Genomic DNA, 25,598 nt, shown 5'->3' on the forward strand with positions numbered 1-25,598 from the left:
CCCCCGGCCCCCGCTGCCCCCTCGGGCGGCGAGTCCTTCACCCTCGCGGCACCCACGCTCGCCACCCCTGCCCCCGCCCCTGCCACCACGCCCGTCCCCTCCCGCCGTTCCGCGCACCGGGCGGCCCGCCGTGCCCGTCGGCGCAACCTCGCCGTGGCCGTCGTCACCGTCAGCGGTCTGGTCGTCCTCCCGCTGGTCCTGTGGTCGGTGCTCGGCTCGGGCGACGACCCGGCCCCGGCCTCCAGCGGCACGCCCTCCCGATCGCCGGGCAAGGACTCCGCGACGCCGGGTCCGTCCTGGGCCGGTGCGAGCGGCACCACCCAGGGCGCGCTGCGCGGCCGGCTGCACAACCTCGCCTCGGGTCTGTGCGTGGGCGTCGTCGGCAAGAAGGCCGTCAAGGGCGCGGAGACCGAACTCACCGACTGCTCCTCGGAGGCGAGCCAGCAGTGGTCGTACGAGACCGACGGACTGCTGCGCAACGCCTCCGCCCCCACCCTGTGCCTGGACTCCCACCTCGGCTACTCGGTCCGGCTGGCCCCCTGCTCGGCCACCGGCAAGGCGGCCAAGGACATCCGCTACGACTTCACGCTCCAGGGCGCCCTGGTACCCCGCTCGGACCAGGACCTGGCGCTGACCCCCGCCGCGACCGACGGCTCCGGCGCGCTCGTCCTCAAGAACCGCGCCGCGAACTCGGCCCAGCGGTGGACCGTCGACACCGCCAAGCCGGACCTGCAGATGGAAGTCGTCAACTGGGACGCGGACAACACCCCCGCGCCGTCCTCGCCGGCGAAGGCCACCCCCAAGGCCTCGAAGACCCCGGCCCCGACGCCCACCCCGACGGCATCCAAGTCCAGCCCGACGCCGTCGCGTTCCCCCAGCCCCGACTTCTGCGCGGCATACCCGGACTACTGCACCTGGGGAGGTGGCGGAGGCGGCTACGGGGGCGGTGGCTACGGCGGCGGCACGGGGGGCCGCCACCGCTGAGCGTCGGACAGCCGGGAGCGGTGCGGCTCAGTGGTGAGGGTGCGGCGGCGGGGGAGGGATCGTCCCGAGAGGCGGGGCCGGTTCGGGCCACACCAGCAGGACCGGGCAGGGCGCGTGGTCGACGGCGAAGCGGACGGCCGGGCCCAGGCTGTGCGGCCCGAGCCGGGAACGGTCGCCGTCCCGGGCCAACACCAGCAGATCGGCCCCGTCGGCCGCGGCCACCACCTCCCGCTCGACCCGCCCCGTCCGCTCCTCGCGGGTACACGGACGCCCCAGCCGCTGGGCCGCCGCATCCAGGAGTTCGGCCGCCGAAGTGCCGCCGAGCGCCTCAAGGCGGCTGCCCGGGTCACGTTCGGGATGGCCCCGGCCGAGGAGCCCGGCGTACGCGCCGTGCGCCACCCCGGGCACGTCCGGACCGGTCACATGCAGCAGCACCACCTCGGAGGCGTGCGGGGCGTGGGTGCGTACGGCGTCCACGCAGGCGGGCCAGGTGCCCTCGACGAGCCAGGCGATCACACGCATCCGGCCGGCCTCCCTCGGCTCTCGGAACCCTCAGAGAATCTGCAGCGACCCCCACAGTGCCACCACCGACACGGCCAGCGCGGAGGGCACGGCGATCAGGCCGAGCCGCGTGAACTCCCGCAGATCCACCCCGTGCTCGTGCTGGTGCACGATCCGCCGCCACAGCAGGGTGGCGAGCGACCCGGCATAGGTCAGGTTCGGGCCGATGTTCACCCCGAGCAGTACCGCGAGTACGGCGCCGGAACCGGCGGGAGCGGCGAGCGGCAGCAGCACCAGGACCGCGGGCAGGTTGTTGATGAGGTTCGCGAGGACGGCGGCCAGCGCGGCGGTCCCGAGCAGCGCGGGCAGCCCCGTGCCGCTGGGCAGGACGTGTCCGAGCGCGTCCGCGAGCCCGTTGTCGACGACCGCGCGCACCACGATGCCCAGCGCCAGCACGAACGCCAGGAAGGCCGGCGCCGCCGCACGGACGACGGTGACAGGAGTCGCCTTCCCCCGCACCAGCGCCCGCCCGGCCAGCACCAGCGCCCCCGCGGCCGCCACCCACGCGGGGTCCACCCCGAACGCCGACGCCACCACGAACCCCGCCAGCGTGCAGCCCACGGTCACCAGCGCGAACAGCGGCAGCCGCGGAGTCTCACCGGTGTCCCGGCCCGCCGGGGCCGCCGCGGTGAGGTCGCGGGCGAAGAACCGACGGAACACCAGGTACTCGGCGCCGATCGCCGCCAGCCACGGCAGCGCCATCAGCGCCGCGAACCGGGTGAAGGTCAGCCCGCTCGCCGCGAAGGCGAGCAGGTTCGTCAGGTTGGAGACGGGCAGCAGCAGCGACGCCGTGTTCGACAGATGCGTGCAGGCGTACACGTGCGGCTTCGGCCGTACGCCCGTGCGCGCGGCCGTCGCGAAGACGACCGGGGTGAGCAGCACGATCGTGGCGTCCAGGCTGAGCACCGCCGTGATCGCCGACGCCAGCGCGAACACCGCCGTCAGCAGGCGCACCGGGCGGCCCGCCGCCCAGCGCGCCATCCAGGCCCCGCACGCCTGGAACAGCCCCTCCACATCGCAGAAATGGGCGAGCACCAGCACGGCCGCCAGGAACCCCACCACCGGCCCGAGCCGTTCGGCCTCGGCCCGGGCGTGGTCCAGCGAGATCGCCCCGGTGGCGATCGCGATCGCGGCGGCCGGGACGGCCAGCGCCGCCTCGGGCCACCCGAAGGGCCGTACCACCGCCCAGGCGAGCACGGCGACGAGCAGCACGGCGGACAGGGCTTCGGCGAGTGGGGTGTTCAGGGCGGGTCCTCGGGGAGCGATCGGATGGTGCCCGCCCATGAAAACAAACGCCGGAGCATCGACTATGACGAGTGGGTGCCCGCCGCGCCCAGGAACTCGTCCCAGCCACCGACCGGGGCCTGACCCGGCACCAGCGTGCGCAGCTTGCGCAGCACCGCCGGGTCCTGCGCCTCCAGCCAGGCCACGAGCTGCTTGAAGGACACGAACCGTACGTCGTCGTGCTCCGCCATCCGGCCGATCGCCTCCTCGACGGCGTCCATGTAGATACCGCCGTTCCAGCGTTCGAAGTGGTTGCCGATGAAGAAGGGGGCGCGGTTGGTGTCGTACGCCCGCTGGAACCCGGCCAGGTAGGTGTCTCTGGCCTGGGCGCGCCAGGCGTCGAACTGGGTGCGGTCGCCGAGGGGGTTCCCGCTGGACTGGTTGAACATCATGTTGTAGTCCATCGACAGCACTTGGAAGGAATGGCCGGCGAAGGGTATGGACTGCAGCGGGAAGTCCCAGATGCGGCCGCCCTGCACCTTGCCCGGCCAGATCTGCAGCCCGCCCGGGGAGCTGGCGTCGTACTTCCAGCCGAGCGCGGCCGCGGTGGGGAGCAGGTTGGTCTGGCCCTCCAGACAGGGGGTGCGGCCGCCGATCAGCTCCTTGCGGTAGTCGAACGGCAGCGGTTCGAGGTCGGAGAAGCCGGTGTTCGTCTTCCACTTGGTGACGAAGTCGATGGCCTGGTCGATCTCGCTGCGCCACTCGGCGGGCGACCAGTTGCGCACCCCGGTCGCGCCGCAGAAGTGCCCGTTGAAGTGGGTGCCGATCTCGTGGCCCTCCAGCCAGGCGGCCCGTACCTGCTGGATGGTGGCGTGGATGTGCCGGTCGGCGAGGTAGCCGATGTCGGACGCGCCGACCGCGTGCTGCGGCGGGCGGTACAGCTCCTTCTTGGACTCCGGCAGCGTGTAGATGCCGCTGAGGAAGAAGGTCATCTTGGCGCCGTGGTCGGAGGCGACCTTGCGGAACCGGGAGAACAGCTGGTTGCTCAGCTCGCCCGCGCCGTCCCAGGAGAACACCACGAACTGCGGGGGCTTCTGGCCCGGCTTCAGCCGGACCGGCTTCGGCTGGTGCGGCTGTGCGCCGGTGTCGGCGGTGGACCCGTCGCCGATGAGCTTGACCGGCCGGGCCTGCTTGGTGCCCTTGCCGTACTCCGGGTCCTTCCCGCCGACGGACAGCCCGCCGGCGGTGGAGCAGGCGGACAGGGCCCCGAGGGCGCCCGCGGCCGCCCCCGCCGTCAGCACACGCCTGCGTGAAATGCCGCTCATGTTCTTCCCCGGTTTCCTCGTCGCGGCTCCCTGCGGAGCCTTCTCGCTGTGCGGTCGACGGGTTCGATGAGGGGTCCCCGCGGAAAGATCGCGGCGTCCGGGACGTGTTGCCGTCCTGTGACACTTGTGGCGCGCTCATGACGAACCCCGCTGCCCGGGAGCGGACAGCGGGGTTTTGGAGGTGGCTTCGGTCAGGCGCCGGTGCCGGAGTTGAAGACGGTCAGGAAGACGGAGGAGGAGTTCCCGGAGACCGGGACCGCCCCGGCCGTCCATGCCACCTTCAGCGGGTCACGCTCGTCCGGCGGGGTGACCACCAGCGCGGCCGGCGTGGCCGTGTTCGCGCCGCTGATCTCCGGGTTGGAGAAGGTCAGGCCCGCCCAGGCGCTCGCGCCGGGCCGCAGCGTCACCGTCACCGGCGAGCCCTCGGACCGCTTGGGGTCCGGGCCGAGCTGGGCACCGGAGGCGTTCACGAAGGCCGCGCCCGGATAGCCGCGCAGGGTGCAGGTCCGGGCGGACTTGTTGGTGAGCACGACGGGGAAGTTCTCCTGGCCGGCCCCCGGGTCGTTACGGCCGACGGAGGCGCGCAGCTCGGAGGTGTGGCAGCGGGTGCCGGCGCTCTCGGTCTTGGTGCCGGAGGAGGTGGCCGTGCCCGGGGCGGCGGACGACGTTCCGCCGTGGGGTGCGGAGGCGGTGGCGGACGTGCCGGAGGAGGGCGAGTCGCCCGCGGTCTCGGTCGCCGGGCCGGCCGTGCCCGGCACCGTCTGGGGTGTGGAGTGGATGTCGTGGCTGCCGCAGGCGGTCAGGAGGCCCAGTGCGGCCACCGCACCCGCGAGCAGGACCCCGCGCTGCGATGACCGGGATGAGTACGCCATGTCGCTCAACACTCCTGGATGGTCACGGCACGCGGCTCACGCGTGCCTTCGGCGCCGGGTGCGCCGTCATCACACTCCGATGCCCGGGCCACCGGAAAAGTTCGGGCCTCGCGGGGTTCTTTTCCCCGATTTGACCGCTGCCGACCCCGAACGCCGGGTCAGGTGACGCGCAGGGAGCGCAGTATGGCGTCGGTCGCGTCGCCGCCGCCCTGCTGGCGCACCTGCACATACACCTGCGGCCGGGTGGAGCCGTCCGCCGGGCCGAGCGCGGACTCGGTGACGGTGCCGCCGTCCGGGCAGGCGTTCCAGGTCCGGATCAGGCCTTTCCACCGTGCACTGGTGAAGGTGCGGCTGCCGGAGTCGTGGCAGCCGGAGTGGACGAGGGCGTTCACCCGGGCGGTGACGTCGCCGTGCTCGCTGACCCCGAGGAACACGCCGTCGACCGTCGTCCTCAGGTCGGACCAGTGCGCCAGGTCGTCGGCGACCACCAGACCCGGCTCGTGCCCCGACGGCAGCCCGAGCGCCCGCGGGTCCCAGCCGGAGTCGCGCACCTGCCGGGCCCAGCCGGCCGGCACCTGCACGGTGACCCGGCCGGTGGAGTCCTTGACCGCGGTCTCCTCGGCGGCATGGGGCCGCTGGAGCACCAGCGTGACGGTGACGGCGGCGGCCCCGGCGGCGAGTACCGCGGCCAGCACCAGCGTCCCGGTGCCGAGCCGGCCCCGGACGCCGTCGAGCCGCCGGCCCGGCTTGACGCCGGAGGCCGCCGCCAGCCGCTCCAGTTCGTCCGCGAACACGTGCGCTGCCGGCCAGCGCCGCTCCCGGTCCGGCTCCATGGCGCGCAGCAGCGCGCGCTCGACGTCCTCGCCGAGGTCCGGCCGCAGCCGCCGGGGCGGCACGACCTTCCCCGGCGGCCCCGGCACGGTCCCGGTGACCAGCTCGTAGCCCACCGCGCCCAGGCTGTAGACGTCGGCGCGGGCGTCGATGCCCTCCCCGGGCTCGGCCTGTTCCGGCGGCTGATAGCCCGCCGAGCCCGCCGCGAGCGTGAGCACCGAGGCCTGCGCGAGGCTCTTGGCCAGGCCCAGGTCGGCCAGCAGCAGCCGCCGCTCGCCGTCCGGGGCGGTGTGCAGCAGCACGTTGGTCGGCTTGATGTCACGGTGCACGATGCCCGCCTCGTGCAGCGCTGCGGCGCTGCGCGCGGCTTGCGCGGTCAGCACCAGCGCCCGGGGAACCGGCAGCGGGCCGTCCGCCAGCAGATCGGCGAGGGTGCCGCCGTCGGCGTACTGCATCACGAAGTACGGCCTGCCGTCCGGCAGTTCACCGATGTCGTAGACCTGCACCACCCGGCTGGAGCCGGCCCGTCGCAGCAGCCGGGCCTCGGACAGGAAGCGCTCCCGGATGTCGAGCCGGTGGGCCCAGTTCTCGGCGAGGACCTTCACCGCGACCAGGGCGGCCAGCTCGTCGTCGTGAGCGAGCCACACCGTGGCGAAGGCGCCGGTGCCCAGGGGTCGTTCGAGGCGGTAGCGGCCGATCCGCTCCAGGGAGTGCATACGACTATCATGCCTGCCCTGAGATCGACTCCGAGGGGGACCCTGACGTGCAGGATGGGGTGACGGCCGAAGACCTCGCCCGGCGTGCCGCGGCGGGCGACAGCGCGGCCCTGGACCGGCTGCTGACCGAGCTGCGGCCCGAGGTGGTGCGCCGCTGCGGGCGCTTCCTGCCGTGCCGGGAGGACGCCGAGGAGGCCGCCCAGGACGTGCTGCTCCAGGTGGCCCGGCACATCTCCGCCTTCGAGGGCCGCAGCCGCTTCAGCACCTGGCTGTACACGGTCGTCGCCAACTGCTGCCGGCAGAAGTACCGCGAGCTGAAGCGGCGGGCGGCCGAGCAGCCTGCGGCCATCGAGCCCGCCGAGCACATCGACCCGCGCACCACCAGTGTCATCGCGGGCTCCCGGATCGATCTGCTGGAGGCCCTGGACCGGCTGGAGCGCGAGTATCCGCACCTGGTCGCGCCCCTGGTCTACCGGGACATCTGCCAGCTGGAGTACGCCGAGGTCGCCGAGCGCATCGGCATCCCCCTCGGCACGCTCAAGTCCCGGCTGCACGAGGCCCGCAAACAAGTCCGGCCCTGGCTGCGGGGCTACTGAACCTCTACTGGTCCTCTTCGAGCAGCGACAGCTCCGCCCAGATCGTCTTGCCCTCCGCGGTGTGCCTGCTGCCCCAGCGCTGGGTGAGCTGGGCGACCAGCAGCAGCCCGCGGCCGCCCTCGTCGAAGATCTTGGCGCGCCTGAGGTGCGGGGCGGTGTGGCTGGTGTCGGACACCTCGACGATCAGCGTGGCGGCGTCATGGATCAGCCTGAGCCGTATCGGGTGGGCGCCGTAGCGGATGGCGTTGGTGACCAGCTCGCTCACCACCAGCTCCGTCGTGAACCCGATCTCGCTCAGCGACCAGCGCTCCAGCTGGTCCACGACCTGCTTGCGGACCGGTGCGACCAGCGCCGGATCGGCGGGGATGTCCCAGGTCGCCACCTGGGAGGGGGCCAGCCCCCGGGTGCGGGCCAGCAGCAGCGCCACGTCGTCGTTGGTGCCGCCCGGCGGCAGCAGGGCTTGCAGGATGTGGTCGCAGGTCTCGTCCAGGGAGTCCGCGTAGCCCCGCAGCGCCTGGAACAGCTGCTGCCGGCCGGAGTCCCCGGCGCGCTCCCGGGACACCACCAGACCGTCCGTGTACAGGGCGAGGACGGTGCCCTCGGGCAGCCCCACCTCGGCCGACTCGAACGGCAGCCCGCCCAGGCCCAGCGGGGGACCGGCGGGCAGGTCCAGCTGGTGGGGCTCGCCGCCCGGCTTCAGCACCACCGGCGGCGGATGCCCGGCCCGGGCCAGCGTGCAGCGCCGCGACACCGGGTCGTAGACGGCGTACAGACAGGTGGCGCCGACCTCGCCGGGGCTGCCCTCGCCGCCGGACTCCTCCGACAGCCGGACCACCAGGTCGTCGAGGTGGGTGAGCAGTTCGTCCGGGGCCAGGTCGATGTCGGCCAGGGTGCGTACGGCGGTACGCAGCCGGCCCATGGTGGCCGAGGCCTGGATGCCGTGCCCGACGACGTCCCCGACGACCATCGCGACCCGCATCCCGGACAGCGGGATCACGTCGAACCAGTCGCCGCCCACCCCGTGCCGGGCCGCCGGCAGATAGCGGGAGGAGGCGTCCAGGGCGGCCGTGCGCGGGAGCGTGCGGGGCAGCAGGCTGCGCTGCAGGGCGAGGGCGGTCTCGCGCTCGCGGGAGTAGCGCCGGGCGTTGTCGATGCAGACGGCGGCCCGGGCGGTGATCTCCTCGGCCAGCAGCATGTCGTCGTCGGTGAACGGGTCCGGGCGCCGGTGCCGGGTGAGGACCGCGACCCCGAGGGTCAGCCCGCGCGCCTGGATGGGCACGGACATCGAGGTGTGGATGCCGAACTCGCGCACCCGCTCGCCGCGCACCCTGCTCCAGGTCAGCCACTGGTCCATGTCGCCCGCGGCCACCGTTCTGCGGATGGTGTGGCCGGCGGTCAGCGAGTCGGCCTGCGGGGAGAAGTCCGGGTACACGTCGAGCTGCCCGGGCCGGGCGACCGCCTCCGGGATGTCCCTGAGGATCGACTGGTGGGCGACCCGGCGCAGGTTCACCGGGGCCGTGATGCCGGCCGGGGGCTCGCCGCCGTATTCCTGCGGGTCCAGCAGGTCGATGGTGACGAAGTCGGCGAGCGCGGGCACGCACACGTCCGCCAGCTCCTGCGCCGTACGGGTGACGTCGAGCGTGGAGCCGATGCGCACACTGGCCTCGTTCACCAGTTGCAGCCGCTGCCGGGCCCGCTGGATGTCGGTGACGTCGTGTGCGGCCAGGCACACGCCCCGTACCCGCCCCTCGGCGTCGGTGACCGGCGCCAGCCGGGCCAGCCAGGCATGCGCGCGCTCCTCGCCGCCGGTGCGCACATAGGTCTGGACGTCCAGCGGCCGCCCGGTGGTGAGCACCTGGAGCAGGCCCTGCTCCAGCTCCTCGCCCTGCGGTTCGCTGCTGATCTCCGTGAGCCTGAGGCCGCGCACCCGGTCCTCGGGCAGGCCCGAGATCTCGGTCATGGCCGCGTTCATCTGCCGCAGCCGCAGCTCGTCGTCGTACACGGCGACGGCGCACGGTGACTGGATCAGGCCCGCGACGGCCAGCGGGTCGTTCGCCGCGGGAGGCTCCCCGCCGGTCAGCGGGCTCACCACCAGCCAGCCGTCGCCGTGCCCGTCGCGCGCGGGGCGGCGGTGGGCGAGCAGCCACACGGAGACCGTACGGCCGTCCCGGTGGCGCAATCCGAGCGTCCCCTGCCAGCGGACGCCGGAAGGCGCGGGCAGAGGGCCGTCCCCGGCCAGCAGCCGGGCCGCGGGGCGGCCCACGACGTCGTCGGCCGGGTGGCCGAGCAGACGCCGCGCGCCCTCGTTCCACTCCACCAGCGTCCCGTCGTCGTCGATGACAGCCCGGGCCGTCGCCGCATCGTCGAACGGATAGACCCGGCTCATCGTCGCCGCTCCCAAGCGCACACTCACAGTGAACAGGTGGCACCACTTGCGTTCCAGCGTAGTGCGTCGCGCACTCCCGCGAACCACGACCCCCGGCGACCGGGCCGATCCGTCGGACACGGTCGGAACGCGGTCGGAACGCGGTCAAGGGGGAATTCCGGCCGAAGTGCCGGGCAGGGCAGGTGCCGGGTCCCGCACCCTTGACGATCGTGTGTGGCAGACCGTCAGAATCTGTTTGTTCACGATCAGTTGTGAGTACTTCTGGGCCCTGATGAGGGAGAGCCGCCATGACGGTCACTCGCAGATCGGTTCTGGTCGCAGCCACGGCAGCGCCCGCGGCCGGAGCACTCCTGGGCGGCCCGGACGCCGCGGCCGCACCGGCCGCCGGGGCGTCCGGTGCCGCGCCGGGACGCCACACCGTCCCGCTGCGCGACGGCTGGCGCTTCGCGCTGGTCAACCCGGGGGGCATCACCGACCCGACCGGCGCCTACGCACAGGCCGCCGAGCCGGGATACGACGACTCGGCCTGGCGCGAGGTGGCCGCACCGCACGACTGGAGCATCGAGCAGACCCCCACGACGGACCACGGCACCACCAGCGGCACCGGCTTCTTCCCGGGCGGCCTCGGCTGGTACCGGCTGGCCTTCACCCTGCCGCCCGCCCTCGCCGGCAAGCGGATCTCGGTGGAGTTCGACGGCGTCTACATGGACTCGTACGTCTACTGCAACGGCACCGAGGCCGGCCGCCACCCCTACGGCTACACGGGCTTCGCCCTCGACCTCACCGACCTGGTGCACACCGACGGGAGCACCCCGAACGTCCTCGCGGTCAAGGTCCGGAACCAGCTGCCGAGCAGCCGCTGGTACTCGGGCAGCGGCATCTACCGCGAGGCCCGCCTGGTGATCACCGAGCCCGTGCACGTGGCCCGCTGGGGCACGTACGTGACCACGCCCGAGGTCAGCGCCGAGCGGGCCGTGGTGCGGGTCGCCACCACCGTGCTCGACGAGTCCGGCACCGGCACCGACGTCGAGGTCCGCTCCCGGATCACCGGTCCCGACGGCCGCACGGTCGCCCGTACGTCCACCACGGTCGCCGTCTCCGAGCAGGCCACCGAGACCCACGAACTGACCGTCCCCGAGCCCCTCCTGTGGGACTTCACCAGCCCCGGCCACCGCTACACCCTGCACACCGAACTGCGCACCGCCGGACGCGTCACCGACACGTACCGCACCCCCTTCGGCATCCGCACCTACCGTTTCGACCCCGACGAGGGCTTCTCCCTCAACGGCACCCCCGCCAAGATCAAGGGCGTCGACCTCCACCACGACCAGGGCGCCCTCGGTGCGGCGATCAGCCTCGACGCGGTCCGCCGGCAGATGACGATCATGAAGTCGATGGGCGTCAACGCCTTCCGCACCTCGCACAACCCGCCCTCGCCGCAGATGATCCAGGTCTGCGAGGAGCTGGGCATCGTGATGATGGTGGAGGCCTTCGACTGCTGGAAGACCGGCAAGACCCGGTACGACTACGGCCGGTTCTTCGACGAGTGGTGCGAGAAGGACGCCACCGAGATGGTGCTGGCCGCCCGGAACTCGCCCGCCGTCGTCCTGTGGTCCATCGGCAACGAGATCCCCGACTCCACCTCGACCGCCGGGCTTGCCATGGCCGACCGGATCATCGGCGCGATCAAGGCCGCCGACGACACCCGCCCGGTCGTCATCGGCTCCAACAAGTACCACGGCGTGCCCGCCACCGGCTCCGCGGCCGACCGCATGCTCGCCAAGCTCGACGGCCTGGGCCTGAACTACAACACGGCCAGATCGGTCGACGCCCTGCACGCCAAGTACCCCCACCTGTTCCTCTTCGAGTCCGAGTCCTCCTCGGAGACCTCGACCCGGGGTGCGTACCAGGAACCGGAGCACCTCAACACCGGCGAGAACCACACGCCGGGCAGACGGGACGTCTCCTCCTACGACAACAACCTCGCCTCCTGGACGATGAGCGGCGAGTACGGGCACAAGAAGGACCGGGACCGGAAGTGGTTCGCGGGGCAGTTCCTGTGGTCGGGCATCGACTACATCGGCGAGCCGACCCCGTACGACGTCTTCCCGGTGAAGGCGTCCTTCTTCGGCGCCGTCGACACGGCCGGCTTCCCGAAGGACATGTACCACTTGTTCAGGAGCCAGTGGACGACCGAGCCGATGGTCCATCTGCTGCCGATGAGCTGGAACCACGAGGAGGGCGAGACGGTCGAGGTCTGGGCGTACGCCAACGTGCCGTCGGTCGAGCTGTTCCTCGACGGAGAGTCCCTCGGGGTACGGGAGTTCGACGTCAAGAAGACCACCGACGGCCGCGGCTACCTGGAGACCACCGAGGCCACCGGCGACGACAAGACCTTCACCGACGGCCCCTACCCGGGCAGTTACACCAGCCCCAACGGCAGCGCGGGCAAGCTGCACCTGACCTGGAAAGTGCGTTACCGGCCCGGCGAGTTGAAGGCGGTGGGCCGGCGGGACGGCAAGGTGGTCGCCACCGACGTGCTGCGCACCGCCGGCGCCCCGCACGCTGTGCGCCTCACCGCCGACCGCAAGTCCCTCTCCGCCGACGGCCGTTCGCTGGTCTTCGTGACCGCCGACATCGTGGACGCGCACGGAGTGGTCGTGCCCGACGCCGAGCACCTCATCGCCTTCGACGTGACCGGCGGCTCGCTGGCCGGCCTCGACAACGGCCGCGAGGAGAGCGCCGAGCGCTACCAGGCCGACACGCGCACCGCCTTCCACGGCAAGGCCCTCGCCATCGTCCGCTCCGGCAGTGAGCCGGGCGCCCTGAAGGTCACGGCACGGGTGGACGGCCTGCGCAAGGGCACGGTGAGCGTGCGCACCACACCGGCGCGCAGCGCGGCCACCACCGCCGCGCCCGACTTCGGGCCCAGCTATCCGGCAGCACCCAACTACCCGGTCGCGGACGCCAGTTACTCCGGCCGTCCGGACACCCTGCCCGCCGCGATGCTGGACGGCGACCCGGCCACCGGCTGGTCCAACGCCTTCGCCAAGTCCGCGACGGCCCTGCTGCCCGCCTTCAACGGGGCCCGCGCCGAGGACTGGGTGTCGGTCGACTTCGGGCGGGCCACGACCGTCGACCGGATCGCGGTCTCCTTCACGGTCGACGGCACGCACGCCCTGCCCGCCAAGGCCGAGGCGGCGGTGTGGGACGGCCGTGCGTACGTGCCGGTGACGGGTGCGAAGGTGGACTGGGCCACCGTCTCGGACAGCCCGACGGTGATCACCTTCGACGCGGTACGCGGCTCGCGGGTGCGCCTCACGCTGACCAGCGCATACCCGGGCGAGGCCAGGGGAGCGGTGCGCATCGGCCGGCTCGACGTCTGAGGCCGGCCGAGGGTCCGGGCGGGGACGGCCTGCACAGGCATCCCCGTCCGGACCGTTGACGGAGTGTCATGTCTGGAAGAAGCATGGTGTGCGTCCGCATCTGGGAGCGCTCCCACCCGGGGCGCCACCCGCACCTCCTCCCGAGGAGCCCAGACGTGAAACGACGCAGCACCGCCTTACTGTCCCTCACCGCCCTGCTGACGCTGACCCTCACCGCGCTGCCGTCCGGCCCGGCCGACGCCGGGCAGCGCACCGTCCGGGAGGTGTACGAGCCCGACACCGGCCCCCGGGTCCGCGTCAACCAGGTCGCCTACCTGCCCGCCGGACCGAAGAACGCCACCCTCGTCACCGACGCCACCGCCCCGCTGTCCTGGCAGCTGAGAAGCGCCGACGGGAGAACGGTCGCCCACGGCTGGACCGTACCGCGCGGCACGGACGTCTCCTCGGGGCAGAACGTCCACTCGATCGACTTCGGTGCCTTCCGCGGCCGCGGCACCGACTTCACGTTGGTCGCCGACGGGGACACGAGCCGCCCCTTCGACATCGGCACGAGCGCCTACGAGCAACTGCGCCTCGACTCGCTGAAGTACTACTACACCCAGCGCAGCGGCATCGAGATCCGGGACGACCTGCGGCCCGGGTACGGCCGCCCGGCCGGCCACCTGAACGCGGCCCCCAACCAGGGCGACGCGAACGTGCCCTGCCAACCGGGCCTGTGCGACTACACCCTGGACGTCACCGGCGGCTGGTACGACGCCGGCGACCACGGCAAGTACGTCGTCAACGGCGGCATCTCCACCTGGGAGCTGCTGAGCACCTACGAGCGCTCCCTGCCGGCCCGCACCGGACGGCCCGGGCGGCTCGGTGACGGGAGCCTGGACCTCCCCGAGAGCGGCAACAACGTGCCCGACGTCCTCGACGAGGCCCGCTGGGAGCTGGAGTTCCTGCTGAAGATGCAGGTCCCGGACGGGCAGCCGCTCGCCGGCATGGCCCACAGCAAGGTGCACGACGCCCAGTGGACCGGGCTGCCCCTGCTGCCCAGCGACGACCCGCAGAAGCGGGAGCTGCACGCCCCGACCACCCAGGCCACGCTCAACCTGGCGGCGACGGCCGCGCAGGCCGCCCGCCTGTACCGACCCTATGACCGGGCGTTCGCCGCGCAGGCGCTCACGGCCGCACGCAAGGCCTGGCAGGCCGCGCTCGCGCACCCCGAGATCTACCCCGACCCGAACGACGGCACCGGCGGCGGCGCCTACGCCGACGACAACGCCTCCGACGAGTTCTACTGGGCGGCGGCGGAGCTGTATCTCACCACCGGAGAACGGGAGTTCGCGAACTTCGTACTGACGTCACCCGTCCACACCGCCGACATCTTCGGCCCGCTCGGCTTCGACTGGGGCCGCACGGCGGCGGCCGGCCGCCTCGACCTCGCCACCGTGCCCAACAGGCTGCCGGGCCGGGACCGGGTCCGCCGGTCGGTGATCAAGGCCGCCCGCACCTACCTGGCGACAGCCGCTTCCCAGCCGTACGGCATGCCCTACGCGCCCGACGGCAACCTCTACGACTGGGGCTCCAACGCCCAGGTCCTCAACAACGCGCACGTCATCGCCACCGCCTACGACCTCACGGGCGCGGCGAAGTACCGGGACGGCGCGCTGGAGAGCATGGACTACATCCTCGGCCGCAACGCGCTGAACACCTCGTACGTCACCGGCTACGGCGAGGTCAACTCCCATCACCAGCACAGCCGTTGGTACGCCCGCGAACTCGACCCGAACCTGCCGGACCCGCCGCCGGGCACCCTCGCCGGAGGCGCCAACTCGGGCATCCAGGACCCGTACGCACAGAGCAGACTGAAGGGCTGCACGGGCCAGTTCTGCTACATCGACGACATCCAGTCCTGGTCCACCAACGAAACGGCCGTCAACTGGAACGCGGCGCTGGCCTGGATGGCCTCGTTCGCGGCGGACCAGGGCTAGGGGGCGTGTCGTCCGCTTCACCCGGTCACTTGCGGTAGCCGAGGATGGTCATCATGCCGCTCTCCGAGTGGTACTGGTTGTGGCAGTGGAGCATCCAGAGGCCGGGATTGTCGGCGTCGAAGTCGACGACCAGCTTGCGGTGGGGGAGGACGATGGAGGTGTCCTTGCGCGCGCCGAGGCCGTCCAGGCCGGTCAGGGCGAACGTGTGGCCGTGCAGGTGCAGGGGGTGCCACATGTCGGTGGCGTTGATGAGCGTGAGCCGCACCCGCTCACCGGCGCGGACCGGGTGGCGCTGGCGCTCGTCGTACTGCTGGTGGTCGAAGCCCCAGTCGTACTTCTCCATGGTGCCGGTGACCCTGACGCGCATCTCACGGTCGGGTTCGCGGTCCTCGAGGGCCACGGAGTCGGCCGGTACGAGACGGCGGGCCGGGATGATCTCCCCGTCCAGCTCGTCCGGGCGGACGTCGGCCGGGGGAACGGTTCTCCCGTTGTCGGTGCGCAGGACGGCGAGGGCCTGGCCCTTCTTGCCCTCGGCCAGCGCGACGAGGGGGAAGACGCCGTCCTTGGCGGTGACGAGCACGTCGTAGCGCTCGGCCATGCCGATGAGGAGGGTGTCGGTCTCCCTGTGCTCCACCGGGTAGCCGTCGGTGTGCGTGACGGTCAGCCGGTGGCCCTCCAGCGCGACCCGGAAGGCGGTTTCGGAGCCGGCGTTGATGATGCGCAGCCGGATGCGGTCACCGGGGCGGCAGCGGAACGTCGAGGGCTGGGTGGGCATGCGGCCGTTGGCGAGGTAGAGGGGGTAGTTCACGCTGCCGGCCTCGCCGCGGAGGATCTGGCTGTGCGAGTTGTGCAACACGCGGGAGGGGCCGGCGGACTTGTGCGAGGGCGCGGCGTGCGGGCTCGCCGGCTTGCCGGAACCGTGACCGGTCTGCCCGGGGCCCATGGCCATGCTGCCCATCTTCATGCCCGCCGGCGTGAGCTGGGCGAGCACCCCGTCCGGGGTGGAGCCGTCCATGCCGTCGAGCCAGTCGTCCAGCATGAGGATCCATTCCTTGTCGTACTTGAGGGGCTCCTTGGGGTCGTCGACGATGAGCGGGGCGTACAGACCGCGGTCGGGCTGGAGTCCGACGTGGGAGTGGAGGAAATAGGTGCCCGGATGGGCGACGGTGAACCGGTAGGTGAAGTCCGTCCCCGTGGCGATGGCCCGCTGGGTGAGGTCCGGAACTCCGTCCATGTCGCAGCGCATGCGCACGCCGTGGGAGTGGAGCGTGGTGGTGGTCGGCAGCCGGTTGGCGAGGGTGAGACTGAGGACGTCGCCGGCGGTGATACGCACCAGCGGTCCGGGCAGCTGGTCGTGGTAGGCCCAGGTCCGCACGTGCCGCCCGCCCAGGTCCAGCGTGGTCTCGGCTGCGGTCATCTTCAGCATGCGCACCGGGCCGGAGCCCCGCTTGCGTTCGGCGGCCCGGACCTCCGGACCCGACGGCTCGACATATCCCTTGGGCCCCGGGGGAACGAAGTCCCCTTGGCCGGCCGACGCGCCCCGTGGGCGGGAGCTGGAGCCGGTGCGGGGGTGGGAGCCGGAGTCGGTGCAGGCAGCCAGCAGTCCCGCGCCGGCGGCAGCGAACGGGGCTCGGAGCAGGGTACGCCGCGAAGGTGTGTGCATGAATGAAATAAGACACGTTTTGCGCTGATATGTGAGGGAACTCCAACGGCGCGTCTGGTGATGTCGGGTCGCGGAGGGCGGCGGAACCCGGCCGTTTCAGGCGGCGTCGTGGAACACCAGCCCCAGGGTGCGCCGATGGCCGGACCGCACGGTGCTCACCCCGTGCCGCATCGCTCCGGCCGACCAGCCGCGGCGGGTGCGCACGGGTCGGTCGCGGGTCGTGAACACCAGGCCGTGCCCCTGCCGCAGGGCGGTCGCGGTGCCCCGGGACTGGGCGCGCGGCCGCTGCTCGACCAGCAGGAACTCGCCGCCGGTGTAGTCGGTGCCGTACGCGTCCAGCGCGACGACGACCTGGAGCGGGAAGACCAGCTCGCCGAACACGTCCCGGTGCAGGGCGTTCCAGTCGCCCGGACCGTAGCTCAGCAGGATCTGCGCCGACCGGTCCTGGCCGGCGGCATGGCAGCGCTCCAGCCACTCGGCCAGGGAGTCCGGCCAGGGTGCGGGACGGTCCAGGCGGGCCGCCCAGTCCCGGGCGACGGGGAGCAGGCGTGGGTAGAGGGCGGCCCGTAGCGCGGCCACGGGGGCGGGCAGGTCGTGCGTGAAGTAGCGGTACTCGCCGGAGCCGAACCGGTGCCGGGCCAGATCGACGGTGGTGCGGAACAGCTCGGGCTTGTCGTACAGGGCCGCCAGGTCGGCGCACTCCTCGGGGGTCAGCAGCGGGCCCGTGGGCGCGCCGCCGTGCTCGTCCAACTCGGCCGCGAGCGCGGCCCAGTCGGTGCCGGCCACGCGACGGCGGGCCTCGGCCGGGGTGAATCCCATGACGCCTCCCTCCTTCACACCAGGGCCGGCTGCAGCGCGCCCTCGTGCGTCAGCAGCCATACCTTGCGTTCCACGCCGGCCGCGTACCCGCGCATCGAGCCGTCCGCGCCGATCACCCGGTGGCAGGGGCGCACCAGCAGCAGGGGATTGGCGCCGAGGGCCTGACCCACCGCGCGGATCTCGGCCCGGGGCACGCCGAGCCGCGCGGCCAGGTCGCCGTAGCTGGTCGTGCGGCCGTACGGGATGTCCTCCAGCGCCTGCCACACCCGCAGCTGGAACGGGGTGCCGACGGGGGCGAGCGGCAGGGAGAAGCGGGTGAGGCGGCCGTCGAAGTACGCGTCCAGCTGCCGGCGCACCTCGGCGAACGCCCGGTCGTCGCGGTCCTCGGCACGGACGGCGGGCGTGCCGCGTCGCCCCGGCAGGGACAGCGAGGTGAGAGTGAAGCGGCCGCCGCACTCCTCACCGGTCAGCAGCAGTTCCCCGAGCGGGCTCGGGCAGGTGGTGCGGACGGTGTGCGTGTTCATCGGATCTCCTGACTCTCGGTGTCCGATGTCGAGTCTGCTGCGCCCCGCGCCGTCTCACCGGCGGAAAACGGACATGGCGCTTACACCCCGCAGGTACCGCGGGAAATGGCACTTGACCTGCTGATATTTACGGGTGAGTACCCGCGCGGTACCGTGTGGGCATGCCAGCTCTCAACGTGGAGTTCAGCGAACGCGAACTTGAGGACCTGCGGCAGATCGCCAAGGAACGGGGTACGTCGATGAAGGCCCTCGTACGCGAGGCGGCCGCCGCCGACATCGCCCGGCACCGGGCGCTGCAGGAGGGCGCGGAGGCTTTCCGGAGCTTCTTCACCGCGCATGCCGAGGAGTTCGCGGCCGCGTTCCCCGACGACGAGGCCCCTGCCAAGGGCGAGGCCGCCTGAGTGATGTCGGACATCATCCATATCGACGTCCCGTGGCTGCTCCAGCGCCACGAGGAGGTCCTGCCCGACCAGCCCACGGTCGACGACTTCTCCGCGCTCGTCGCCGCCGTCGCCCGGCACCGTGTCGACCCGCCCCGGCTCGGCGTGGACTCCGACCCGGCCTGGCGGGCCGCCGCCCTGCTGCACACCCTCGCCGTGCTCAAGCCGCTGCCCGCGGCCAACGCCCGCTTCGCCTGCGCGACCGCCGTCGCCTACATGTTCGTCAGCGGCGTCGGCATCGACCCGCCCTACGGCGCCCTGGTGGACCTCGCCCGCGACCTGATCTCCGGCAAGACCGACGTGTACGGCGCGGCCGACCGGCTCCGCTCCTGGCAGATCTGATCCGGGCAGAATCTGGCACCGCCGCGGCCGGCGGGGGAAGCCGCCGGGGCCGCCGGCCGCGGGCGGGAGGAACGGGGCCGGCGGCCGGTTTCGCGCAGGAGAGCCGCCGTCCTGCGCGGGGCCTTCGGAGAGGGCCGGACCCCAGTCCACTACCGGGCCGCGCACCCCGGGAGCGTGCGTGGCCGATGGGTGTGGGCGCACCCTTCACACGGGGCGCACGGAAAACCGAAAGCCTTCGTGGCGGACCTGGGACCCCTGCCGATTTCTGACTTTCCTTCAAACTGTCCGATGTCGTACGTGCGCCTTGTTGCATGTGTGGAAGTTGTGCAAGGGTTGAAACGACCGTGCGGGGGGTAATCGTCGGGGTCCTTTCGGCAGTTGGGGAACCGGGCCGGTAGTGCCGCACCGGCGAATTCCCGCTCCCCGTGCGCGCATCCCCGAGATGGGGCCAACGCGCCATACGCACAAAGGAATCCGTTCAGTGCCCACCCCCCACCCTCCTCGTCCGCCCTATCCGCCCCCGGGGGGCGATCCCGGGGAGTCGGACGAGTCCCTCGCCGCGCCGCTGCGCGCCGGCTCCGACGCGGAGGCCTCCCGGTCCGCCGCCCTGCTGATGGCCCGGCACTGGCAGCCGGTCCAGGACTACGCGGTCGTCTGCCTGGCCGCACCCGGGCCTCTCGCCCACATGGTCTCGGCCGCGGCCTTCCACCAGGTCCTCGGCCGGCTCGCGCTCGGCGAACCCGCCGAGGCGATCCGGCCCCGCCTGCTGGTGGCTGTCCGGGACACCGTCGTCAACTGGTCCGCCACGGACCGGATATCCGCCGTACTGCCGGGCCTTCAGAAACCCGCCGGGGGCCGCGGTATGCGGACGGCGAAGTCGTTGATACCGGAAAACCGCGCCCTGTCCGAACGTTCTTTCCAGAGTCTTCCCCGGCTCGAACAGGCGTTGCTGTGGCACACCGAGGTCGAGGCCGAGCCGATAAACGTTCCCGCGGGACTGCTCGGCATGGACATCGACAGTGCGGCGGCCGCTCTCGAACAGGCCCGCGAGACATTCCGGGAAGGCTGTGTCCGCGCCCACCGGGAACTCGCCCCGAGCACCGACTGCCGTCACTACAACCGGCTTCTCGACGTACCGATCCGCCGGGGCGGCGCACTCCTGCCGGACGTCCAGCAGCATCTCGCCGTCTGCCCCTACTGCCGGCACGCCGCCGAGCAACTGGGCCAGATCGAGGCCGGACTCGGTGTGCTGCTCGCCGAGGCGGTCCTCGGCTGGGGCGCCCGCCGGTACCTGGAGTCGCGCCCCGGCCGCCGACGGCCCGGCCCCGCGCGCACCCGCGGCACCTCCCGGCGCTCCGGCGGCCGCAGACGCGGCGGCGGCAAGCCCGGACTGCTCGGCCGGGTCCCGGTGCCCGGCGGCCGCCGCCGGGGCGACGGCGGCGACTCCGGGACGCTCGCCAGGACCCGCGTGCGCCGTGCGCCCGGCGACGGCTGGTCGTCCAGGACGCTGCTCACCGGAGTCGGGGTCGCCTCGGCCGGGCTGCTCGCGACCGTCCTCGCGCTCAGCGTGTGGCCGGACTCCGGCGACGGCACCGACCCGGTCGCCTCCACGGGCGCGGCTCCCGGCACCGAAGCCCAGTCCGCGCCCGCCTCGGCCGGCACCCCCGGCACGGCGGGTCTGCCCGCGGCAGGCCGGCCGACCCGGCTGCACAACGCCGCGGCCGACCTGTGCCTGGACGTCAAGGGCAAGCCCGCGGCCGGCGCGAGCGCGGTACTCGCCGTCTGCTCCACCGCGCGCACCCAGCAGTGGACGTACGAGACCGACGGGCTGCTGCGCAGCGCGGCCGACTCCGGCCTCTGCCTGGACTCGCACGCCGACGCGGGCGTCGTCATCCTCGGCACCTGCGCCGACGTGGGCGCGCGGCGCGGGGACGACGTGCGCTACGACCTCACCGTGCAGGGCGAGTTGCTGCCCCGCTGGGACGAGACCCTCGCCCTCGCCACAACCGGCGACACCGCGGGCGCCGACATCGTGGTCAAGGTCCGGGACCGCTCCGCCGGGCAGCGCTGGCTGACCGACGGACCGTCGGCGAGCCCCGGCTCCCTGTCGATCGCCGGCACCGAGGGCCCGTCCGCGCGACCGGCGGAGCTGCCGGGGACGGGCACGTAGCTTTTCTTGGCCGCGTCTCGCTGCGGGCCGGTGGCGAGACGCGAGCGAACGCCGGGCCACGGTGTGACGCTGGCTGGTGGTGGCGCGTGGGTTGGCGGCGGGACTCGGACTGGCGGTGTGACACCGTCCGGTGGTGCTGGTCGGGCATGCGGCGCGACTGGGGTTGGCGGCGTGACTCGGGCCCCGGTGTGACACCGGCCCGCGGTGCTGGTCGGGCTTGCGGCGTGACTCGGGCCGGCGGTGTGACACCGGCCGCTGGTGCCGCATGGGCTCACGGCGCGACACGCCCGACGGTGTGACGCCGGCCCGCCGGCCCGTGGGGCCGCGGTACCCCACGGGCCGGCGGTACCCCATGCGCCGGCGGCGCCAACCGGGTGTGCCGCCCGACGCGAGCGACTTCAGGCAGGCGCCTCGATCAGGTCGCTCGCCGTGACCGTCGCCGGAGTGGAGTGCCCGGACAGGGCGAGCGTGAGGTCCAGCTCCGCGAGCAGACAGCGGATGACGTGCTCCACGCCCGACTGTCCGTCCAGGCCGAGCCCGTACACGTACGGCCGCCCCAGCAGCACCGCCCGGGCGCCGAGGGCGAGGGCTTTGAACACGTCGTCGCCGGTGCGCACCCCGCTGTCGAACAGCACTGTCAGCCGGTCGCCGACCGCGTCCGCGATCCGGGGCAGCGCATCGGCCGCCGCGACGGAACCGGCCACCTGCCGGCCGCCGTGGTTGGAGACCACCACCCCGTCCATCCCGGCGTCCGCGGCGAGCCGGGCGTCGTCCGGGTGCAGGACGCCCTTGAGGACGATCGGCCCGTCCCAGTGCTCGCGCAGGAACGCCAGGTCCGGCCAGGTGTGGCCGGCGTCCCCGAACAGGCCGAGGAAGTGCAGCACCGCCGCGTTCGGGTCCTCGTGCACGGGCTTGTCGAGGCCCGCCCGGAAGGCCGGGTCGGTGAAGTAGTTGGCGGTGCCCACCCCGTGCAGGAACGGCAGATACGCCTGGTCCAGATCGCGCGGCCGCCACGCCAGCAGCGGGGTGTCCAGGGTGACGACCAGCACCGAGAACCCGCTCGCCCTGGCCCGGGCGAGGAAACTCCGGGTCACCTCACGGTCCTTGCCCCAGTACAGCTGGAACCACCGCTCGGCGTCCCCCATCGCCTCCGCCACCTGCTCCATCGAGGTACTCGACGCCGACGACAGGATGTACGGCACGCCCTGCGCCGCGGCGGCCCGGGCGGCCGCGGACTCGGCGTCCGGATGCATGATCGACAGCACGCCCACCGGAGCCAGGGCCAGCGGCGCAGACAGCGCGCGGCCCAGCAGCCGCACCGACAGGTCGCGCTCCTGTACGTCCCGGAGCATGCGCGGCACGATCCGGTGCCGGGCGAGGGCCGCCCGGTTGGCGCGCGCGGTGCTGCCGTCGCCCGCGCTGCCCGCCACATAGCCCACCGGGCCGGGCCCGAGCCGGTGTTCGGCCAGCTCCTCCAGCCGGGTCAGATCGGTGGGGAGCCGGGGCACGGCCCCAGTCATCCCGTTCAGATAGATCTCGTACTGGAAGTCCGCCCAGTGCTTCGCCATCCGGCCGTCCGCCTCTCGTCGCTGAGTACGCGCTGCGGCCCGACGATACTGGCGGGTAGGTACACGTCGACAGGCGGCCCTCAGGCGCGGCCGGCCGCCTCGCCCAGGATTCCGGCCAGCTCATGGGGTGTGGAGAACATGGGCCAGTGACCGGTGTTCAGCTCCACCAGCTCCCAGCGCCCGCCCGTCAGCGCCTCGGTCACGGCGGGCAGCGGCGGGCGGCCGTCCAGCACGCACTTGACGTACGTCGCGGGCAACTCGGCGAGCGGGCGCTTGAGCACGGCCGGTTCGGTCAGTGTGGCGGCCGGGTGCGGGGTGCCCTCGCCGACGAGACGGGCGATCTGTTCGTCCGTGAGGTCCTGGTTCGCGTAGGCCGCCGGGGCGAGGAGCGGCCACACGCCGTCGTGCTCCGTGAGAGCGGCACGGATGTGGTCGCTGGGGAAGCCGTCCAGGAACGACACCCCGTCCGCCGGCAGGTTGGAGTCGACGAACACCACGCGGCGCAGCCGGTCGCCGATCCGCTCGGCCGCCTGCCCGACCGGCACGCCCGAGTAGCTGTGCCCGACCAGGACGACGTCCCGCAGATCCAGTCGCTCGACCTCGTCGACGATGTCCTGGACGTGGATCTGCTGCCCCGTGGGCAGTCCCTTCTTCTCGGCCAGCCCGGACAGGGTGAGGGCGTGCACCTCATGGCCGGCGGCGCGCAGGTCGGCCGCCACCTCGTCCCACGCCCACGCCCCCAGCCAGGCGCCTGCCACCAATACGAAGTCGGTCATGGCCGTCAACGTACCCGATGGATCAGGCAACTCCTCCGCAGATGAACGGAGTTGACCATTCCGATGGCGGGCGTTCAGCCGACCCGGGCGACCGCCCGTACCGGAGCGCCGTCCGCCCCGGGCAGCAGTAGCGGGAAGAGGAAGACCTCCACCGCCTCCGCGCCCACCAGCCGCTCCAGCCCCGTGAGGTTCTCGGCGATCACCCCGCCGGCGCCGCACAGCACGCGGTGGGCGGGCAGGCCGGCACCGGCATGCGGATCGCCGGGCTCGGGCGTCGGGTCGACGCTGAGCGCGTCGACGGCCACCGTGCGCACGCCTGCCTCCACCACATCCCGGGCCGCCTGCGGGGTCAGCCACGGGTGGGCGAGGTACGCCTCCGTGCCCCAGTGCGCCGACCAGCCGGTCACGAGCAGCAGCATCGCGCCCGGTGCTGCCGCGAGGGCGTCGAGCGCGGGGGCCAGCAGGGCGGGCGTGATGGCCGACCGGGGCGGCAGCCCCCGTACGTCGGCCACGACCGCGGGGCCGGCGAACCGGTCCAGCGGCAGTTCGTCCAGGCGGGGCCAGGCGTCGTCGACGTGGTACGGCGCGTCGACGTGGGTGCCGGACTGCGAACCCAGATGCAGGGCCAGGACGTTGACGCCGTCGGCCGGGGCCCGCAGGGCGGGGCAGACCGTGACCTCCGGGTCACCGGGATACACGGGCATCCCGGTGACCACGGGCACCGACAGGTCGAGCCAGCCGGTCATCGTCCGCCCTCGGCCGCGAGCGCGGGAGACACCTCGTCCACCGGGGCGCCCGGACCGGTGATCGGCGGCACCGGGGCCTCGACGGTACGGGCCAGGCGCGCACCCTCGGGCCCGTACGCCGCCCGGGGCTCGGGGAAGAGCCGCAGCAGCGCCAGGAACAGGAGGGCGGCGACCGCGAGCGACAGCGGCAGGCTGATGTCGACGCCGTTCGCCAGGTCGCCCAGCGGTCCGACGAACTGGCCCGGGATGTTGGTGAACAGGACACCGATCACCGCGGCCACCCACCAGGCCGTCATGCCACGCCAGTTCCAGCCGTGCGCGAACCAGTAGCGGCCGCCGCGCTGACGGCGGTTGAAGACCTGGAGGGCGTCCGGGTCGTACCAGCCGCGGCGGGTGTAGAAGCCGAGCATCATCACGACCATCCACGGCGTGGTGCACGTGATGATCATCGTGGCGAACGTCGAGATCGACTGCACGAGGTCCAGGCCGAACCGGCCGATGAAGATGAACGCGATGGACAGCACGCCGACCAGCAGCGTCGCCTGGACGCGGGAGAGCTTCGGGAACACCGAGGAGAAGTCCAGGCCGGTGCCGTACAGCGAGGTGGTGCCCGTCGACATGCCGCCGATCAGGGCCAGCAGACACACCGGCAGGAAGAACCAGCTCGGCGAGATCGCCAGCAGTCCGCCCACGAAGTCGGGCGCGGCCGGGTCGACGTACTTCGGCGCCTTCGTCGCGATGATGCTCGCGGTCGCCAGGCCGAAGACGAACGGCAGCAGCGTCGCGATCTGGGAGAGGAACGCGGCCCCGACCACCTTGCGGCGCGGGGTGTCCGCCGGGATGTAGCGCGACCAGTCGCCGAGGAACGCCCCGAACGACACCGGGTTGGACAGCACGATCAGGGCCGCGCCTATGAACGACGGCCAGAACAGCGACTTGGTCGCCGCGTCCGCCGAGGCCGTGAAGACACCGGCGTACGACGCGTCGAAGTCACCGGCGAAGGCGATCGCGCCGAGCAGGAACAGCACGGTCGCCGAGGTCACGGCGATCTTGTTCACGAAGAGCATGAACCGGAAGCCGTAGACGCACACCGCGAGGACCAGCCCGGCGAACAGCGCGTACGCGACGACGTACGACAGCGTGCCGCGCTCCAGGCCGAACAGCCGGTGCGCGCCGCCGACCAGGGCGTCGCCCGAGCTCCACACCGAGATGGAGAAGAACGCGACGGCGGTGAGCAGCGACAGGAACGAGCCGACCACCCGGCCGTGCACGCCCAGGTGTGCGGAGGACGCGACGGCGTTGTTGGTGCCGTTGACCGGGCCGAACACGGCCATCGGGCACAGGATCAGCGCGCCCGCGACGACACCCAGGAGGGTGGCGGCGAGCCCCTGCCAGAAGGAGAGCCCGAACAGGATCGGGAACGCGCCGAGGACGCAGGTGGAGAAGGTGTTGGCGCCGCCGAAGGCGACCCGGAACAGGTCGAGCGAGGTCGCGGTGCGGTCCGCGTCGGGGATGCGCTCGACGCCGTAGGGCTCGACCTCGGTGAGGGACGGCGGCGGCGCGGTGGGGGAGTCGGGGGACTGAGGGGTCAAGGCGGGCTCCAGCGAGGATGCGGCGATGGAGCGCTTCGTGGCGCGGCGGTGGCGGACGACCGTCGCAGCCGCAGGGGTGTGCGACGCGGGCGGAGGCC

Annotated in this window: 20 protein-coding genes; 7 read left to right on the top strand and 13 right to left on the bottom strand. The window is 72.8% G+C overall.

Annotated features, from left to right (window positions below):
* Nucleotides 1-984: RICIN domain-containing protein (locus BEK98_RS41370; RefSeq protein WP_143684229.1), on the top strand; the 984-nt coding region annotated here is incomplete at its 5' end.
* A gap of 27 nt (nt 985-1,011) precedes the next feature.
* Here the strand turns inward: BEK98_RS41370 and BEK98_RS41375 are convergent.
* The 5 genes from BEK98_RS41375 to BEK98_RS41395 form a co-directional block, all read right to left on the bottom strand.
* Nucleotides 1,012-1,506, bottom strand: a complete 495-nt coding sequence (locus BEK98_RS41375; RefSeq protein ID WP_094221963.1) for a universal stress protein — start codon at nt 1,504-1,506, stop codon at nt 1,012-1,014.
* A 30-nt stretch (nt 1,507-1,536) separates the two neighbouring features.
* On the bottom strand, nt 1,537-2,829 hold the full coding sequence (locus BEK98_RS41380) for an SLC13 family permease (protein WP_094221964.1): 1,293 nt from the start codon (nt 2,827-2,829) through the stop codon (nt 1,537-1,539).
* A gap of 23 nt (nt 2,830-2,852) precedes the next feature.
* The gene (locus BEK98_RS41385) at nt 2,853-4,094 is read right to left on the bottom strand and encodes a polysaccharide deacetylase family protein (protein WP_208643378.1); all 1,242 of its coding nucleotides are present in this window, start codon (nt 4,092-4,094) and stop codon (nt 2,853-2,855) included.
* Between the two features lie 191 nt (nt 4,095-4,285).
* Nucleotides 4,286-4,966 carry a DUF4232 domain-containing protein gene (locus BEK98_RS41390; RefSeq protein WP_094221966.1) on the bottom strand — a complete coding sequence of 227 codons (681 nt, stop codon included), beginning with the start codon at nt 4,964-4,966 and terminating at the stop codon, nt 4,286-4,288.
* Between the two features lie 158 nt (nt 4,967-5,124).
* Nucleotides 5,125-6,513 (bottom strand): serine/threonine-protein kinase, encoded by a 1,389-nt coding sequence (locus tag BEK98_RS41395; protein WP_094221967.1) that lies wholly within the window; start codon nt 6,511-6,513, stop codon nt 5,125-5,127.
* Nucleotides 6,514-6,572: 59 nt separating this feature from the next.
* Between BEK98_RS41395 and BEK98_RS41400 the strand changes: the two genes are divergently transcribed.
* A complete protein-coding gene (locus BEK98_RS41400) occupies nt 6,573-7,109 on the top strand; it encodes an RNA polymerase sigma factor (RefSeq protein WP_244202204.1) in 537 nt (178 codons plus the stop codon).
* Nucleotides 7,110-7,113: 4 nt separating this feature from the next.
* On the opposite strand, the gene BEK98_RS41405 is transcribed toward BEK98_RS41400, so the two are convergent.
* The gene (locus BEK98_RS41405; RefSeq protein ID WP_094221969.1) at nt 7,114-9,495 is read right to left on the bottom strand and encodes a SpoIIE family protein phosphatase; all 2,382 of its coding nucleotides are present in this window, start codon (nt 9,493-9,495) and stop codon (nt 7,114-7,116) included.
* Nucleotides 9,496-9,782: 287 nt separating this feature from the next.
* Here BEK98_RS41405 and BEK98_RS41410 point away from each other — a divergent pair, with 287 nt between their 5' ends.
* On the top strand, nt 9,783-12,881 hold the full coding sequence (locus tag BEK98_RS41410) for a glycoside hydrolase family 2 TIM barrel-domain containing protein (RefSeq protein WP_094221970.1): 3,099 nt from the start codon (nt 9,783-9,785) through the stop codon (nt 12,879-12,881).
* 83 nt (nt 12,882-12,964) lie between these two features.
* Nucleotides 12,965-14,860: a glycoside hydrolase family 9 protein gene (locus BEK98_RS41415; protein WP_107428325.1), complete on the top strand. Its 1,896-nt coding sequence runs from the start codon at nt 12,965-12,967 to the stop codon at nt 14,858-14,860.
* Nucleotides 14,861-14,885: 25 nt separating this feature from the next.
* Here BEK98_RS41415 and BEK98_RS41420 read toward each other — a convergent pair whose 3' ends face one another.
* From BEK98_RS41420 to BEK98_RS41430, 3 genes are all read right to left on the bottom strand, one after another.
* Nucleotides 14,886-16,523, bottom strand: coding sequence for a multicopper oxidase family protein (locus BEK98_RS41420; RefSeq protein WP_094221971.1), 1,638 nt, complete (start codon nt 16,521-16,523; stop codon nt 14,886-14,888).
* Between the two features lie 96 nt (nt 16,524-16,619).
* Nucleotides 16,620-17,342, bottom strand: coding sequence for a 2OG-Fe(II) oxygenase (locus BEK98_RS41425; protein ID WP_094221972.1), 723 nt, complete (start codon nt 17,340-17,342; stop codon nt 16,620-16,622).
* Between the two features lie 14 nt (nt 17,343-17,356).
* Nucleotides 17,357-17,866, bottom strand: a complete 510-nt coding sequence (locus BEK98_RS41430) for a methylated-DNA--[protein]-cysteine S-methyltransferase (RefSeq protein WP_094221973.1) — start codon at nt 17,864-17,866, stop codon at nt 17,357-17,359.
* 161 nt (nt 17,867-18,027) lie between these two features.
* On the opposite strand from BEK98_RS41430, the gene BEK98_RS41435 reads away from it, so the two are divergent.
* From BEK98_RS41435 to BEK98_RS41445, 3 genes are all read left to right on the top strand, one after another.
* On the top strand, nt 18,028-18,267 hold the full coding sequence (locus tag BEK98_RS41435) for a hypothetical protein (RefSeq protein WP_094221974.1): 240 nt from the start codon (nt 18,028-18,030) through the stop codon (nt 18,265-18,267).
* A 3-nt stretch (nt 18,268-18,270) separates the two neighbouring features.
* Nucleotides 18,271-18,648 carry a toxin Doc gene (locus tag BEK98_RS41440; RefSeq protein WP_094222018.1) on the top strand — a complete coding sequence of 126 codons (378 nt, stop codon included), beginning with the start codon at nt 18,271-18,273 and terminating at the stop codon, nt 18,646-18,648.
* A gap of 481 nt (nt 18,649-19,129) precedes the next feature.
* Complete coding sequence (locus tag BEK98_RS41445) at nt 19,130-20,818, top strand: RICIN domain-containing protein (RefSeq protein WP_094221975.1); 1,689 nt, start codon at nt 19,130-19,132, stop codon at nt 20,816-20,818.
* A 398-nt stretch (nt 20,819-21,216) separates the two neighbouring features.
* Here BEK98_RS41445 and BEK98_RS41450 read toward each other — a convergent pair whose 3' ends face one another.
* The 4 genes from BEK98_RS41450 to BEK98_RS41465 all read right to left on the bottom strand — a co-directional run bounded on the left by BEK98_RS41450 (nt 21,217) and on the right by BEK98_RS41465 (nt 25,500).
* A complete protein-coding gene (locus tag BEK98_RS41450; protein WP_094221976.1) occupies nt 21,217-22,386 on the bottom strand; it encodes a lactate 2-monooxygenase in 1,170 nt (389 codons plus the stop codon).
* Nucleotides 22,387-22,466: 80 nt separating this feature from the next.
* Nucleotides 22,467-23,162, bottom strand: a complete 696-nt coding sequence (locus BEK98_RS41455; protein WP_094221977.1) for an alpha/beta fold hydrolase — start codon at nt 23,160-23,162, stop codon at nt 22,467-22,469.
* 74 nt (nt 23,163-23,236) lie between these two features.
* Entirely contained in the window at nt 23,237-23,908 is a 672-nt protein-coding gene (locus BEK98_RS41460) for a cyclase family protein (RefSeq protein ID WP_094221978.1), read from the bottom strand.
* A complete protein-coding gene (locus BEK98_RS41465; protein WP_094221979.1) occupies nt 23,905-25,500 on the bottom strand; it encodes a purine-cytosine permease family protein in 1,596 nt (531 codons plus the stop codon). The genes BEK98_RS41460 and BEK98_RS41465 overlap by 4 nt, the downstream gene beginning before the upstream one ends.
* Nucleotides 25,501-25,598 lie beyond the last annotated feature (98 nt).

Source organism: Streptomyces diastatochromogenes (genome assembly GCF_002242805.1).
GTDB lineage: Bacteria > Actinomycetota > Actinomycetes > Streptomycetales > Streptomycetaceae > Streptomyces > Streptomyces diastatochromogenes.

Excerpts from the sequence above, each read along its gene's own strand:
- BEK98_RS41375 (WP_094221963.1), bottom strand. The coding sequence starts at position 1,506 with ATGCGTGTGATCGCCTGGCTCGTCGAGGGCACCTGGCCCGCCTGCGTG.
- BEK98_RS41380 (WP_094221964.1), bottom strand. The coding sequence starts at position 2,829 with ATGGGCGGGCACCATCCGATCGCTCCCCGAGGACCCGCCCTGAACACC.
- BEK98_RS41385 (WP_208643378.1), bottom strand. The coding sequence starts at position 4,094 with ATGAGCGGCATTTCACGCAGGCGTGTGCTGACGGCGGGGGCGGCCGCG.
- BEK98_RS41390 (WP_094221966.1), bottom strand. The coding sequence starts at position 4,966 with ATGGCGTACTCATCCCGGTCATCGCAGCGCGGGGTCCTGCTCGCGGGT.
- BEK98_RS41395 (WP_094221967.1), bottom strand. The coding sequence starts at position 6,513 with ATGCACTCCCTGGAGCGGATCGGCCGCTACCGCCTCGAACGACCCCTG.
- BEK98_RS41405 (WP_094221969.1), bottom strand. The coding sequence starts at position 9,495 with ATGAGCCGGGTCTATCCGTTCGACGATGCGGCGACGGCCCGGGCTGTC.
- BEK98_RS41410 (WP_094221970.1), top strand. The coding sequence starts at position 9,783 with ATGACGGTCACTCGCAGATCGGTTCTGGTCGCAGCCACGGCAGCGCCC.
- BEK98_RS41415 (WP_107428325.1), top strand. The coding sequence starts at position 12,965 with ATGGTGTGCGTCCGCATCTGGGAGCGCTCCCACCCGGGGCGCCACCCG.
- BEK98_RS41420 (WP_094221971.1), bottom strand. The coding sequence starts at position 16,523 with ATGCACACACCTTCGCGGCGTACCCTGCTCCGAGCCCCGTTCGCTGCC.
- BEK98_RS41425 (WP_094221972.1), bottom strand. The coding sequence starts at position 17,342 with ATGGGATTCACCCCGGCCGAGGCCCGCCGTCGCGTGGCCGGCACCGAC.
- BEK98_RS41430 (WP_094221973.1), bottom strand. The coding sequence starts at position 17,866 with ATGAACACGCACACCGTCCGCACCACCTGCCCGAGCCCGCTCGGGGAA.
- BEK98_RS41435 (WP_094221974.1), top strand. The coding sequence starts at position 18,028 with ATGCCAGCTCTCAACGTGGAGTTCAGCGAACGCGAACTTGAGGACCTG.
- BEK98_RS41440 (WP_094222018.1), top strand. The coding sequence starts at position 18,271 with ATGTCGGACATCATCCATATCGACGTCCCGTGGCTGCTCCAGCGCCAC.
- BEK98_RS41450 (WP_094221976.1), bottom strand. The coding sequence starts at position 22,386 with ATGGCGAAGCACTGGGCGGACTTCCAGTACGAGATCTATCTGAACGGG.
- BEK98_RS41455 (WP_094221977.1), bottom strand. The coding sequence starts at position 23,162 with ATGACCGACTTCGTATTGGTGGCAGGCGCCTGGCTGGGGGCGTGGGCG.
- BEK98_RS41460 (WP_094221978.1), bottom strand. The coding sequence starts at position 23,908 with ATGACCGGCTGGCTCGACCTGTCGGTGCCCGTGGTCACCGGGATGCCC.